This window comes from Streptomyces aquilus (assembly GCF_003955715.1).
GTDB classification, from domain to species: Bacteria; Actinomycetota; Actinomycetes; order Streptomycetales; family Streptomycetaceae; genus Streptomyces; species Streptomyces aquilus.
In genome coordinates this window covers 9815292-9830047 of the sequence record NZ_CP034463.1, presented here as the reverse complement: position 1 = coordinate 9830047, position 14756 = coordinate 9815292, and the positions used below count along the sequence as shown (strand labels likewise).

The window sequence follows — 14756 nt, the reverse complement described above, 5'->3', positions numbered from 1 at the left end:
GCGGAGTCCGCCGCTCCTGCGGCGGACCCGACAACCTCCGGCGCCACCACCCGCCGCCTTGGCCGGCCCCCACGGCTACCGGCCGGGCCGGGTGCCGCCGTGATGGCGACACCCAGGAGTACCACTCACCTCCCGCTCCCTTCTGCGTAGGAGTTCTTCATGATCAAGAGACAGTGGATACGCCGCGCCAGGCGCACGCTGCTGGCGGCAGGGGCCACCGCCGCCCTCGCCGCCGGCCTGCTCACCGCCACGGCCGCCCCCTCGCAGGCCGCCACCCAGGGGCCGTGCGACATCTACGCCGCGGGCAACACCCCCTGCGTCGCCGCGCACAGCACCACCCGCGCCCTGTACGGGGCGTACAACGGCCCGCTGTACCAGGTCAAGCGCGCCTCCGACAACGCGACCAAGGACATCGGCCTGCTCAGCGCGGGCGGATACGCCGACGCCGCGCAGCAGGACTCCTTCTGCGCGAACACCAGCTGTGTCATCACCGTCATCTACGACCAGTCGCCCAAGCACAACAACCTCACCCAGGCGCTCAGGGGCCACTGGCCCGGTCCGGCGGAGAACGGGAACGACAACCTGGCCAACGCCTTCGAGGCGCCGGTCACCGTCGGCGGGCACAAGGCGTACGGCGTCTACGTGGCCCCCGGCACCGGCTACCGCAACAACAACACCAACGGCATCGCCACCGGCGACCAGCCCGAGGGCATGTACGCCATCTTCGACGGCACGCACGTCAACGGCGGCTGCTGCTTCGACTACGGCAACGCCGAGACGACCGGCAACGACGACGGCAACGGCACCATGGAGGCCATCTACTTCGGCACCAGCACGGGCTGGGGCTCCGGCAGCGGCACCGGCCCCTGGATCATGGCCGACCTGGAGAACGGCCTGTTCTCCGGGGTCAACCGCGGCGTCAACACGGGCGACCCGACCATCAACCACCGGTTCACGACCGCCATCGTCAAGGGCGGCCCCAACCACTGGGCCATCCGCGGCGGCAACGCCCAGTCGGGCGGCCTGTCCACCTTCTACGACGGCGTGCGCCCCAACGACACCGGCTACAACCCGATGAAGAAGCAGGGCGCGATCATCCTCGGCATCGGCGGTGACAACAGCAACACCGGCCAAGGCACCTTCTACGAAGGCGTCATGACCCAGGGCTACCCCTCGGACGCCACCGAGAACGCCGTCCAGGCCAACATCACCGCCGCCGGCTACAACAGCGGCTCGACCAGCACCGGAACCCTCACCCCCGGCTCGCGGGTCTCCCTCAAGGCCACCACCTCGCCCTGCTGCACCTCCCACTACCTGCGCCACAACAGCGCCGACACCAAGGTCGTCATCTCCAGCGTCAACTCCGCCAGCTCTGCCACCGACAAGGCCAACGCGACCTGGATCGTCCGCGCCGGACTGGCCAACACCTCCTGCCTGTCCTTCGAGTCCGCCGACAAGCCCGGCCAGTTCCTGCGCCACTTCAACTACCAGCTCTACCTGAACATGGACAACGGCGGCACCTCATTCGCGCAGGACGCCACCTTCTGCCCCACCGCGGGCAACAGCGGCGTCGGCACCTCCTTCCAGTCCTCCAACTTCCCGACCAAGTACCTCCGCCACTACAACTACACGGCCTACATCGCCGGCAACGGCGGCACCAACGCCTGGGACAACACGGCGTCGTGGGCCCAGGACACCAGCTGGCTCACCGCGGCTCCCTGGAACTGACGAGGGACCGGACCCGTGGGCGGCTCCGGGCCGGGGCCGCCCACGGGTTCTCCATCCGCCCGCACCTTCCTACGCCCCGGAGGCACCAGATGAGCGCAGGCCCCCTTCCGTCGCGCCGGCTGTTCCTCGGCATGGCCGCGGCCGTGCCGCTGTCCACCACCGGCGCGCTGACCCTCGGCAGCCGACCCGCGAGCGCCGCGACGGCCGCCCCGTCCGTCATGGCCTACTTCACCCAGTCACCGAGAAACCTCGGCACGGACTACGGCCTGCACCTCGCCGTCAGCACCGACACGCTGCAATGGATGCCGCTGAACCAGAACAACCCCGTCGTGACCCCGACCGCGGGCGACGGCGGTCTGCGCGACCCGTTCATCCTGCCCAAGCAGGACGGCACCTACGTCGTCATGGCGACCAACCTGAAGGGCACCGACTGGACCAAGAAGACCCCGTACATCCACGTCTGGGACTCCCCCGACCTGCGCTCCTTCGACAACTACCGCCTGCTGAAACTGCACGACATGGCCACCCACACCTGGGCGCCCGAAGCCTTCTGGGACGCCTCCCGCGGCCAGTACGCCATCATCTACTCGGCCGTCAACAGCAGCGGCCACAACGTGATCATGGTGAACTACACAACGGACTTCCAGACGGTGACGGCACCTCAGGTCTTCTTCGACCCGGGCTACGACATCATCGACGGCACCCTGGCCAAGGACGTGAACGGCGTCAACTACCTGTACTACAAAGGCCACAACAGCCTCACAGGTGCGAAGTCCACCTCGCTCAACCCCGGCAGCTTCACCCAGTTCACCTCGGGCCTGGCGCCGCAGGGAGGCATCGAAGGCCCGATCCTCGCCGAGGCCGCCGGCACCTGGTACCTGTGGGGCGACGCCAACGCGCTCTTCTACGCCTACCAGACCAACGACCTCTCCACCGGCACCTGGACCGCCACCGACCGGCGCCTCTACACCCAGCCGCTGAACTCCAAGCACGCCGACATCAAGCCGATCCCCCAGACGGTGTACGACAACATGGTCGCCAAGTGGGGAAAGCCGGCCTGGAACCGGCTGAAGTCCTACAACTTCCCCGACAGATACTGGCGGCAGGTCGACTCCCTCGGCCGCATCGACCCGTACCCGTTCGACCCCTACACCGACTCACAATGGAAGCTGGTGCCGGGACTGGCCGACCCCTCCGGCATCTCCTTCCAGTCCGTCACCGACCCGACCCGCTACCTGCGACACTCCTACTTCCAGCTGCGACTGGACGCCGACGACGGCACCGCGAGGTTCGCCCAGGACGCGACCTTCCACAAGACGGCCGGGCTGGCCGACCCGTCCTGGTCGTCGTTCCGCTCGCACAACTACCCGGACCGCTACATCCGGCACTTCAACTACGCGCTGCGTATCGACCCGATCTCCACCACCACCGGCAGAGCCGACGCCACGTTCTCCGTCTGGTACTGAGCCGAGTCCAGAAGTCCGTAAGGGCAGATGCGAGGGCTTCTGGAGCCTCTTCGGCCACATGGTCACGCTCTCGGTGGGCCAGAGCAACATCACTCTGGTCTTCAACGCACGGAACCTGTACGTGACCGGCTGGCGCAACAACGTGACCGGCGAGTACTGGCGCCTGGGCGCAGGGCCCGAGAGGCTTCCGCAGCAGAACGGCGACACGCACAACAGGAACTGGCTCAACTACACCGATATGGAGCGGGCCGGTCAGGTCGACCGCGGCTCGCTGGCCATCACCATGGGGTCCATCCAGGGCGCGGTCAGCGAGCTGTCCAACCCGAGGGCCAACGACCGGGACCGTGCGCGGGGCCTGCTCATCCTCGTCCAGGCCTTTGCCGAGGGAGAACCTGTCCAACGCCGCCAGCAACTCGACGCAGAATCACACGAACCCGGATCTCTGGATCGGCGGCGCGCACTTCACGACGATGCAGGCGATCGACGCCCAACTGGCCGTGGCGCTGCGGAAGTAGGGCGGTCGCCGCAGGTGTGAACGTGCCGCTTGATCGAATTCGCTTCGACCATACGCCGAGCGGCTGCGCCAGCCACTCCTGCACGAGCCGGACGCGACGCTGGGGGCCAGGCCCGTGCCGCATCGGGCCTGGCCCCGGTCCGTCAGTTTTGCAGGCGCCAGTGCTGGTTGGCGCCGCCGGAGCAGGTCCACAGCTGGATTTTCGTGCCGTTGGCCGTTCCCTGGCCGTTGGCGTCCAGGCAGAGCCCCGACTGCACTGCTGTGATGGTGCCGTCGGGGTTGATGTTCCATTGCTGGTCCGATTGCCCGTTGCAGTCCCAGATCGCCGCCGGGGTGCCGTTGCCCGCGCCCTGGCCGACGCCGAGGCACTTGTTGCCGTATACGACCAGCTGCTTGCCGGTGGAGTAGGTCCACCGCTGGTTGGAGCCGCCGTTGCAGTCCCACAGCTGTGCCTGCGTGCCGTTGGCCGTGGTCGAGTTGTTGATGTCGACGCAGCGTCCCGATTGCTGGCCGATGATCTGCTGGTTGCCGGACTGCGGGGGCGGCGGCTGGTTGGAGCCGAACTGGGTGAAGAACTGCCACACCGCCGCGGACGTCCAGGTGCGCCAGCCGTCACCGGTGGATCCGTCGATGGGGCCGGGGTCGTGGCCCGCTCCGTCGAAGGCGGCCCAGACGACGGGGTATCCGGACCTGCATCCGGAGTAGGTGGTGATGGTGTGCGTCAGGCTTCCGTAGGCCGGCTCGGGCGGGTTCTGCGGGGTGCAGCCGTTCGTGCGGACGAAGGTGTCGCGCAGGTCCCGTCCCGACTGGATGGGCAGCACGTTGTCCCTGAGGCCGTGCAGTCCCATGTAGGCGATTGGCTGGTTGCCGCCGTTGCAGCCGCTGAGGTTCGCGCCGGAGTACACCGCGACCGCGCGGAAGACCGTCGCCCGGGAGCAGGCGAGGGCGTACGACATCGCGCCGCCGTAGCTGAAGCCGGCGGAGAACAGCTGGGTGGTGTCGACGCACAGGCCTGATTCGATCTGGCTGACCATGGCGTCCACGAAGGCCACGTCCTGGCCGCCGGGGTTGGCCCAGCCGTTGCCGTTGCCCTGGGGTGCGACGAAGATCGTGCTGTTGTTCGCCTGGTCCGCCAGGCGCCTGAGGCCGTAGTAGGACCAGTTGTAGCCGTCCGTGCCGCCCGAGTCGACGTCGTTCGCCGTGCCGCCCCGCCAGTGGAAGCCGAAGACCAGCCGGTAGGGGTGGTTGCTGTCGTAGCCGGCGGGGACCCGCAGGATGTAACTGCGGTTCTGGCCGCCGCTCTGGATCGTGTGGTTGCCGCTGGTCAGTGTCGGGGCTTTCCCACAGCCGGCGCTTGCCGCGGTGGCGGACCTGGTGTCCGGCACGGGTGCGCCGAGAGCGCTGCTGAACGAGGTGCCCGCGGCGCTCAGGACGAGAAGTAGCGCGGCCGCCAAGGCCATGAAGAGTGGTTTGCGATTCATAAGCACCTTCTTCCGTAGTCGTCTTCACACGGCGGTGATGGTCCACGCGTTGTTGGTGCTGGAGTTCGGCGTCCACAGCACCGTGGTGGACCCGGCCGTGGTGTTGCCGGCGCCGTCGAGGGCGGTGCCGGTGCCCCGGTTGACGATCTGGTAGCGGTTGTCGCCGAGGCTGTTGAGCGACCACTGCTGGTTGTTGCCGCCGTTCCACGCCTCCTGGCGGGCGGGCGCGCCGTTGGCGGCGTTGCCCCAGCTGTCGGCGGCCATGCCGTTGGTGCGGTTGATGAGGCGGTAGTAGCCGTTGCCGAGGTCGATCAGCTGCCACTGGAGGTTGGTGCTGCCGTCGTAGTTCCACTGCTTGAGGTTGGAGCCGGAGGCCACGTTGCCCCCGCTGTCGAGCACCAGTCCGCTGGTGACGTTGGCGATCCTGACCCAGGTCGTCGAGCCACCCGGCGGGCCCAGGACGGGGATCTCACCGGAGAAGGTGAGCTTGACCGTGTACGCGAGCGCGCTGAACGGCGGGTTGGAGGAGGGCATGGTGAGGTGCAGGCCCGAGGCGTCCTGGGTCGGTGCGGGCAGGTTGATGTAGCTGCCGGCGGTGTTGCCCAGCAGTTGGGCGCCCGTCAGGCTGCTGAGGTTGATCTGGTTCGAGTTCAGCGTCGTGATCGTCAGGGTGCCGCCCTGCCAGCCCAGGGCGGTGGCGTAGAGCACCTTGTTGTCCCGGCTGCGGGTGAAGCGGATGTCCTGCGCTTTGCCGGCCACCGGTCCGCTGAAGGAGCCTCCGCCCATCTTGGTGGGGCCCTCGCCGTAACTGGACCAGGAGCGGGTGGAGTAGACGGCCTCTCCGAAGCGGCCGAGCCAGTCCCCCATCGCGAGCAGGATGGACTGCTGCCCGGAGGGGATGGTGCCGTCGGCCATGGGGGCGATGTTGAGCAGCATGTTGCCGCCCTTGCTGACCCGGTCGATCAGCGAGTGGAGCAGGGCCTGCGTCGAGTAGTAGCCGATGCCCACCGTGTAGCACCAGCTGGAGGAGGAGATGCTGTCGTCGGTCAGCCAGTAGGGGGTGAGCAGCCCTGCCGGGCCGCCGCGCTCGAAGTCGAAGACCTCACCCTTGTTGTTGAGGCCGTCCTTGTAGGTCGCGACCACGTCCTTGTTCCATGCGACGGCCTGGTTGTAGTAGTGCGCGAGGAACTGGAGCCGGTACGACTCCTGCACCAGGTTCAGGTCGAAGTCCTGCCAGACCAGGTCCGGTTGGTAGCCGTCGATGACCTCGACCAGCTTGTCGTACCAGAGCTTGTTCTCCGCGGCAGAACCCTGCTGGCCGTAGAGGATGCGCAGCGTCGGGTCCGACTGGTTCGGCACGTGGTCGTAGAAGCCGTTGAAGTGGTAGGCGTGGTGCAGCGAGGCCATGAATTTCAGCCCCTGCCCGCGGATGGCCTGCGCGTGCAGCCCCACCAGGTCGAGCTTGGGGCCGTGCTGGACCGAGTTCCACGGGTTGGCGCGGCTGTTCCACATGGAGAAGCCGTCGTGGTGCTCGGCGACCGGGCCCGCGAACCGGGCGCCCGCGGCCTTGAACAGCCGGGCCCAGGCGTCCGGGTCCCACTTGCCGCCCTGGGAGACCAGCTTGGGGGCGAACTGAACGAAGTTGCCCGCCTTGTCACGGGCGCCGTCGATGAAGTTGTGGTACGGCCAGGCCGCGGGGTCGCCGTAGGTGGCCTTGTGATGGTTGTTCTCGGCGGAGCCGCCGACGTACATGTTGCGCGGGTACCACTCGTTGCCGAACGCGGGAACGCTGAAGACGCCCCAGTGGTAGTAGATGCCGAACTTGGCGTCCTGGAACCAGGCCGGGGCCGGGGGGTGCTGGTCCACGGAGGACCAGCTCGCGGTGTAGCTCTGGGGACCGTCGGTCGCGGCGGCCTCGGGGGCGAACCGCAGCAGGCCGACGGCCGCCGACGCACCGGCCGCCGCCAGCAGTCGCCGCCGGCTGAGCGGCAGGGGGGAGGAAGTCATGGGAGGCCTTTCAGAGGGATCGGGCAGGCGCGGGAAGCCCGCCGGTCACGGGATCAGTCGCGCGTCCACTTCTGGTTGCCGCTGCCGTTGCAGGTCCACAGCTGCAACAGGGTTCCGTTGGCCGTACCGGCCCCGGTGGCGTCCAGGCACAGGCCGGACTGGTCACCGGTGATCGTGCCGTCGGCGTGGAGCGTCCACTTCTGGTTGGCGCCGCCGTTGCAGTCCCAGATGTCCACCTTGGTGCCGGGGCTGGTGCCCTGCCCCGCGGCGTCCAGACAGACGCTGCCGTAGATCCGCAGCTCACCGGCGGAGGTGTTCGTCCATTGCTGGTTGCTGCCGCCGTTGCAGTCCCACAGCGCCACCTGGGTACCGGCCGTGTGCGACTGGTTCGGCACGTCCACGCACCGGCCGGAGCCGACCCCGACGATCGCGCCGGTCGTGCCGCCGTCGTTGCCGCCGCTGCCGGGTGTGATGGACAGGTTGTCGAACTGTGCCGTCTCGCCCTGGCTGGTCCCGTAGCCGATCTGTCCGGCCGCCCAGGTGCTGTCGTTCGCGGTACCGAGCGTGGCGCCGTCGACGACGGCGGTGATCGTGCTGCCGGAGAAGGTGAGGCCCAGGGTGTGCCACCGGTTGGTGCCCAGCGCGGCGGTCGTGCCGCGGGCCAGGGTGGTGACGGTGCCGTTGGTGTTGGAGTTGAGGATCGACCAGGCCCCGGTGTCGCTCACCCGCAGGCGGTAGACGTTCTGCCCGCCGCCGTGGTCGTAGTCGTGCGCGCCCGCGCGGCCGATCAGTTCGACGTATCCGGACTGTTCGAGCAGCACGTCCGACGAGACGGTGTAGTTGCCCCAGCCCGTCTCTCCGAGCAGGGCGTGCGGATCCGTCAGCGAGTCCCAGGTGATCGGCTTCTGCGGGCTCATCTGACGCACGCACTTTCCGCTACGGCCGCCGCCGCAGCCCACCGTCTCGAAGGCGCCCTGCCAGTCCATGAGGTACTTCGCCTCGGTGCCGGTGGTGTAGCCGTCGAAGGAGTCGCTGTACGGCAGCTTCAGCGCGCTCTTGGCGGGACCGGTGGCGGTGCCCTTGCCCTGTCCGGTCGTGGTGGTCAGCGTGTACAGGTGGCCGGGCTGGACGGTCAGGCTGAAACCGCCACCGGACGGCGTGATGTCCGCGCTGTGCACGAAGTGGTCGGCCGGGTTGGCGGACCTGACGTCCGTGGACCAGACGTGGACGGTGCCGGTGGACAGTCCCCCGGTGACGTTGAAGTCCAGCGTCTGCGCGCTGCCGGCGTCCATGGTCTCGATGACCGTGGAGTAGTCGGAGTTGTTCGTGGACTTGAGCGAGACGTAGCTTCCGTTGGCGCGGTTGCCGCCGATGTAGCCGCTGGAGGCGTCGAGGTAGTGCCATCCGGGGGCGGTGAACTGGCTGGTGTGCGCCATCACCCAGGTGTTCTTGCCGACCGAGTAGGAGCCGGACCAGGGCTGGGAAGCCAGGGCCAGGCCCATGGTGGGGTACGGCAGGTTGGGGGTGAGCGCGGCGACCACCGGCCAGTTGAGGTACGCGGTCATGCGTCCGTCGATGTATCCGCGGTTGATGCCGCGGGCCATGGCCTGCGCTCCCCCGTTGTAGTCGTCCGAGCCGTTCTCGCTCGCCCACAGCGGTTTGCCGGAGTTGAGGGCGGCCGCCGGGACCGTGCAGGTGGACTGGGAGGACCGGTAGCCGCAGGGATAGTGCGTGCCGATGGCGCTCACCGCTGAGGCGAACGACGGGTTGGAGTTGACGTCGTTCGCCACGGACCAGTCCGAGTCGGCCGCGACGATCTTGACGCTGCCGTAGCCGTTGCTGTTGAGCGTGCTGCGCAGCTGCTGGTACCAGGAGACGTTGTAGCCGCGCTCGTTCCATCCGCCGAGGTAGTCGATGCTCAGCCCGTGCTGCTTGGCGCAACCCAGCCACGAGACCAGGTAGTTGACCATGTCGGTGGACCAGAAGTTCCCGTTGCCGATCCAGCCCGGGGCGCCCCAGGCGAGCCCGTACAGCTTGATGTTCGGGTTGCGGGCCTTTGCCTGTTCCATCAGCCACCATTCGTAGCCCCGGTCGCAGTTCAGGTCGGAGCGGGTGTGCTGGTGGCTGGGCTCGGCTCCCGAGGTGGAGTTGGTGTCCCCGCCGATCTCGGCCTTGAGCAGCTGCAGGGAGGCGCCGTACCCGGGCCGGAAGAGGTAGTCGAGGACCTGGCCGCGTTGCGGCTCGGGGTAGTCGATCAGGAGTCTGCTGTTGCCGCCCCCGCCGCTGATCGCGCCGACGCCGTCGAAGGTCCGTCCGCCGGAGGTGCCGTTGAGGGTGATGGAGGTGGCGGCCCGGGCCGGAGTGGCGGTGGTGCCCACGACGCCGCCGACGGCCAGGACGAGGCCCGCGAGTACGGCTGTCGGGACGCGCAGGCGCCGTAACAGCCGTGCGATTGCTTGCACGGTGGGTTCCTTTCGCAGGTGGGGGGTGTCCACGGCCGGTGCGGTCGGCGGACGCTTCTGTGGACGGTTCAGCGGACGAAGAAGTCCTGGTTGGTGCCCGGTGCGTTCTTGCACGGCCACTGGTCCAGTTGCTGGCCCGCCGTGCTGCCGGCGCCGTAGACGTCCAGGCACAGACCGCTGTTGCGGTTCTGGAAGGCGTAGGAGCCGTCGGACTGGCGCACGGGCAGCCAGAGGCCGTTGGCCGCTGTGCCTGGGGGTTGTTGGACGATGTCCGGGGTGCCTGCCGTCGTGGAGCCGCCCGCGACCGCGACGTCCTGGCCGGAGCTCTGGGCGCGCAGTTCGCCGTAGCCGCCCGAGGCCGGCACGAACTGGAACTGCTGGTTGCTCTGCCCGTTGCAGGTCCACTGGTCGATCGCGGCGCCCGCGCTGCCCGAGTTGCCGTACACGTCCAGGCACAAGCTGTTGTTGGCGACGACGAGTTGGTGGTAGCCGGTCGGGTAGCCCTCGCCGCCGGGGGAGGCCGGGGTGAGATAGACGGCGAACGCGTCGTGCGCGGCCTGGAACGTCAACGGCACGGTGATCGAACCGCCCGAGGCGCTCACATTCTGGTCGTAGACGGTGAGCGGCGCGGCGAGGGGTGCCTGGTCCGGGATGCGGTGCACGGTCACGTGCACGCTGCCCGCGTTCGTCAGCCAGGGTAGGGACGACAGCCCGTTGAAGGTCACGGACGCGGTACCGGAGTTGCCGTTCGCGTCACCGATGATCGCCACCGCGCGCTTGTTGGTGGGATCCTCGGAGGCCGAGATCGCCGTCGAGCCGACCTGGCCGGAGGTGTCGACCAGGGTGCCGGTCATGTCGGCGTAGTCGCGAAGCGCCCACCAGTTGCCGGTCGGCTGCCAACTGCCGCCGCTCTGGGTGAGGACTCCCGTCAGGTTGGGGGTGACGCAGCAGACCCAGTTGCCGCGCATCGCGTTGGTGTACGAGGACTGCGCGAACCGCGCCAGGTACCAGGCCGTCACTCCGGCGGTCTGCCGGTCGGCGGGCTGGTACTCGTTCGCGGACAGCGGCCGGGGGCCGATGCCCGCCGTGGTCAGGGCGCTGTTGAGGGACTGGGAGACGGTGACCGGGTCGTCGACATCTCCTTCGTCATGGTTGGTGATCATGTCCGGTACCGTCCCGGCCGCCTTCACGTGCGCCAGCCAGGTCCGCCACTCCCCCGGGTTGCTCTGCGGGGTGAAGGCGAGCGACGGTCCCACGATCTGCGCCGAGGGGGCGATGCGCCGGATCTCCCGGTAGGCGGTGTCCCACATCTGGAAGTACTGGGCGCTGTTGACACCCCGGGTCCAGAAGACGGAGATGTCCGGCTCGTTCCAGATGTCGTAGGCGAACGACAGCCCCGTGGCCTGTAGCGCTCCCACCGTGGAGTCGATGAAGCTGATCCAGTTGGAGCAGTCGCCGTTGTCGCACGGGTATCTCGTGGTGGACGGCTGCCCGCCGTTGGCGCCGTAGATGTCGCTCACCAGTACCTGGTACTGCGCGTGGTACGGCGGCTGGGTGAGCCGTTTCGCCTGCGCGACGATCGAGTCGATGTCGGCCCGAGTCGCCGAGCCGTACTGGTAGTTGTCCTTGATCCAGCCGCCGGAGAACCAGCCGCCGCCGCGGAACGCGTTGATCCCCAGCGGCTTGATGAACTGGTCCGCCGGCTGGCTGCCGTCCTGCGTGAAGCCGTAGAGGAATCCCTCGCCCACACCGGTCGACGGGCCCCGCGTCGACGCCAGGTTGACGCTCAGCGCCTCGCCCGAGACGGCCCGGCTCTCGGCCGTGGCCGACAGTTGCAGCACGAACGCCAAGACGATGCCGACGGCCAGGACCAGACGGCCGGATCTCGCTCTCGTCCTCATGGGGTCCTCCTGCCTCACGCGTCAGGGGGTCAGCTCAGTGACCACTGCTGGTTGGATCCGCCGTTGCAGGTCCACAGTTCGACGGGGGTGCCGTTGGCGGTGGCGGCGCCGGTCACGTCCAGGCACAGGCCGGACTGGGCGCTGGTGATCGTGCCGTTGGCGTTGACGTTCCACTGCTGGTTGGTCTGGCCGTTGCAGGTCCAGGTGATGACCTTGGTGCCGGGGCTGGTGCCCTGGTTGGAGGCGTCCAGGCACAGCCGGCTGCTGCCGGAGTACACGGTCAGCTCGCGGGAGCCGGTCCGCGACCAGGTCTGGTTCGCCGCTCCATTGCAGTCGCGGATCTGGGTCTGCGTACCCGGGGTCGTGGACGCGCCCGGCACCTCCAGGCACTTGCCCGCGCCCACCGCGTGCAGCGCGGTCGACGTACCGCCACCGCCTCCCGAGCCATAGCCGGCCGCGGTGATGCTTGCCTGAACGGCGTTCTCCGTGGCGTCGGAGGGGTAGCCGGCCGTGATGGCGCCCTCGAAGAACTCGCCGGTGCCCGAGACACTGTTGTCTCCCCCGGTGCCGAGCAGGACGGAACTGTCGACCTTCATCGGCGAGTAGCCGTTCGGCAGGGGGCCGGAGAAGGTGGTCGTCAGCCCGCCGCTCGCGCCGTCGCCGTATTTGAGGGTGAAGTTGGTGGTGCCGTTGTTCTTCTCCCAGGCGCTGACGAAGGGGTGGTGCACACCGGGGTTGTTCGGGTCCTTGTTGGAGCCGGTGTTGGTGTGGAACATGCCGTTCTCCAGGTCGGCCTCCACCCACGGCCCCGACCCGGTGCAGCCGCCGAACCAGCAGGCGTTGCCCCAGTAGATGGCGTTCATGGTGGCGTTGCCGGTGTCGGTGTGGGTGTTCTCACCGAGGCCGTAGTCGAAGCAGCACCACTGGTTCGTGTAGTTCGACGACGTCACCATGTAGATGCCCGAGGGCTGGGATCCGGTGGGGACGCCTTTCGCGTTGTCGTGCCGGTATCCGACGCCCTGCGCGACCTTGACGCCGAAGACCTGGTGGCCGGCCGCGGTCACCGGCAGGGCCATGGCGTCCGCGCCGACATCGGACCCGTTCGGGCCCGGGCCCTTCCAGTAGCCGCCCCAGGAGATCGGCATGTCGTTGTGCTGGGCGGTCTGGTCGTAGATCTTCGTGATCGTGCACGACGTGCCGGAGCAGAACGACACCTGGGACGCGCCGTCCGCGTACCCGCCCGCGCTGAGCAGCCCGATGTCGCGGTAGCTGTGGTCGGACGCCCGCTGGATCTGGTACAGCGGTCCGTTGTACGACGCGAACAACGCCCTGGTCGTGGAGTGCGCCGTCACACACGGCGTCCCGCCCGCGGCGTAGAGGTCGCACGGGAGCGACACGTCCGCCACACGCGGCGCGGCCGTCGCGGACCGCGGGGACGTGGCGAACGCCGGGGCGCCGAACGCGGCCACGATCATCGCCAGGACGACAAGGAGCACGGCTTTCCCGCGCCTGCGCGGGCGATCACCGGCTGGTTCGAGCATGGAAACCTCCTCCTGGGTTCGAATGCCGAGTCACCCCAACGTCCACCGCTGGCTGCTGCCGCCGTTACAGGTCTGTAGCTCGGCGAGGGTGCCGTCGGCGGTCGCCCCGCCGGCGACGCCCAGGCACAGGCCCGACTGGACGCCGGTGATCGTGCCGTTGGAGTTCAGCGTCCACTGCTGGTTGCTCTGGCCGTTGCACGACCAGATCTCCACCTTGGTCCCCGGCGTGGTCTGGTTGTTGTAGGCGTCCAGGCACCTCTGGCTGCTGCCGGAGTAGATGGTGAACTGGTTGGACGCGGTGTGCGTCCAGGTCTGGTTGGCACCGCCGTTGCAGCTCCAGATCTCCACCTGGGTGCCGGCGGTCGTGGTCGAGTTGGGTACGTCCAGGCACTTGCCCGCGCCCACGGCGTGCACCGCGCCGGTCACGTTGGTGCCGCCGCCACTGGTGCCGCCCGCGACCCGGTACATCACCGTGCCGTGCGCCGGTACCGAGGCGCTGATCGTGCCCGAGGTGGTGGAGGTCGCCCCCGACCACAGGTCGGTCAGGGTGTAGGAGGAGGCCCCGGTCTTGCCGATCGCCGCCGCGGTGGTCGAGATGGTCGCCGTCGAGCCGGTCTCGTTGAACAGGGCCACCGACACATCCCCGTTGGCCAAAGGCTTGGCCAGCACGTCGAGGCCGCCCGAGGAGGAGACCATGGTGCCCTGCTTGCCGAGGGGGTCCTGGTCGACCGCGATCACCCGGGAGTTGGTCAGGGTGGACAAGGTGTCCGCACTGGCCGAGGGGATGTTGGTGCCCGCGATCAGCGGTGCGGCCATCTCCGCCCACAGGCTGAACTCGCTGCGGCTCTCGGTGGCCGTCATCGAGCCGTTGCCGACCTCCAGCATGTCCGGGTCGTTCCAGTGGCCGGGACCGGCGTACGAGGCGAGTCCCACGTTGCTGTGGAAGATCGACAGCATGCTGGAGAAACTCGCGCTGATGTCCCCGGTGGTGCGCCAGCTGTTGCCCACGTCCGCGCCCCAGGTCCACACGTTGTCCTGGCCCCAGTTGCACAGGCTGTACAGGATGGGTCGGCCGGTGGCCGCCAGGGCGTCCCGCATCGCGGTGTACCGGCTCCGCGCGGACACCCCGTTGTTGTTGCAGTTGTCGTACTTCAGGTAGTCCACGCCCCAGGACGCGAACGACTGGGCGTCGGTGCTCTCGTGGCCCAGGCTGCCCGGGTAGCCGGCGCAGGTGGCGGTGCCCGCGTCCTCGTAGATCCCCAACTTCAGTCCCAGCGAGTGCACGTAGTCGGCGGTGCCCTTGATGCCGTCGGGGAACTTGGCCGGGTCCGGCACCAGGTGGCCGCCGGAATCGCGGTTGTGGGTCATCCAGCAGTCATCGATGTTGACGTAGGTGTAGCCCGCCGCCTGCATGCCGTTGGTGTGCATCGCCTGCGCGGTGGACTTGATCAGCGATTCCGAGACGTTGCAGCCGTAGGCGTTCCAGTCGTTGAAGCCCATCTGCGGGGTCAGCGCCAGCCCGTTGCCCAGCGCGGCGGCGGGCTGCGCCGTGCCGAGGGAGACGAGGGGGACGCCGACGCAGAACAGCACGATGGCGAAGGCGAACGCCAGCGTCCGGGTAATCATGCGCATGTCATTAGCTCCTGGGCCGGGTTG

9 protein-coding genes are annotated in these 14756 nt (G+C 68.5%); 3 read left to right on the top strand and 6 right to left on the bottom strand.

Annotation, left to right across the window (positions count from 1 at the left end):
* The first annotated feature begins 159 nt into the window (after positions 1-159).
* From EJC51_RS44920 to EJC51_RS44910, 3 genes are all read left to right on the top strand, one after another.
* Positions 160-1728 carry an alpha-L-arabinofuranosidase B gene (locus tag EJC51_RS44920; RefSeq protein WP_126276390.1) on the top strand — a complete coding sequence of 523 codons (1569 nt, stop codon included), beginning with the start codon at positions 160-162 and terminating at the stop codon, positions 1726-1728.
* 89 nt (positions 1729-1817) lie between these two features.
* Entirely contained in the window at positions 1818-3194 is a 1377-nt protein-coding gene (locus tag EJC51_RS44915; protein ID WP_126276389.1) for a glycoside hydrolase family 43 protein, read from the top strand.
* Between the two features lie 58 nt (positions 3195-3252).
* Complete coding sequence (locus EJC51_RS44910) at positions 3253-3729, top strand: ribosome-inactivating family protein (RefSeq protein WP_126276388.1); 477 nt, start codon at positions 3253-3255, stop codon at positions 3727-3729.
* Between the two features lie 122 nt (positions 3730-3851).
* Here EJC51_RS44910 and EJC51_RS44905 read toward each other — a convergent pair whose 3' ends face one another.
* From EJC51_RS44905 to EJC51_RS44880, 6 genes are all read right to left on the bottom strand, one after another.
* Positions 3852-5168, bottom strand: coding sequence for an RICIN domain-containing protein (locus EJC51_RS44905; protein ID WP_126277412.1), 1317 nt, complete (start codon positions 5166-5168; stop codon positions 3852-3854).
* 45 nt (positions 5169-5213) lie between these two features.
* The gene (locus EJC51_RS44900) at positions 5214-7196 is read right to left on the bottom strand and encodes an alpha-L-fucosidase (protein WP_126276387.1); all 1983 of its coding nucleotides are present in this window, start codon (positions 7194-7196) and stop codon (positions 5214-5216) included.
* A 53-nt stretch (positions 7197-7249) separates the two neighbouring features.
* Positions 7250-9658 carry a ricin-type beta-trefoil lectin domain protein gene (locus EJC51_RS44895; RefSeq protein ID WP_126276386.1) on the bottom strand — a complete coding sequence of 803 codons (2409 nt, stop codon included), beginning with the start codon at positions 9656-9658 and terminating at the stop codon, positions 7250-7252.
* 68 nt (positions 9659-9726) lie between these two features.
* Positions 9727-11559 (bottom strand): RICIN domain-containing protein, encoded by a 1833-nt coding sequence (locus tag EJC51_RS44890; RefSeq protein ID WP_126276385.1) that lies wholly within the window; start codon positions 11557-11559, stop codon positions 9727-9729.
* A gap of 29 nt (positions 11560-11588) precedes the next feature.
* On the bottom strand, positions 11589-13100 hold the full coding sequence (locus EJC51_RS44885) for an arabinofuranosidase catalytic domain-containing protein (protein ID WP_166682967.1): 1512 nt from the start codon (positions 13098-13100) through the stop codon (positions 11589-11591).
* A 30-nt stretch (positions 13101-13130) separates the two neighbouring features.
* Positions 13131-14732, bottom strand: coding sequence for a glycoside hydrolase family 27 protein (locus EJC51_RS44880; protein WP_126276384.1), 1602 nt, complete (start codon positions 14730-14732; stop codon positions 13131-13133).
* Positions 14733-14756 lie beyond the last annotated feature (24 nt).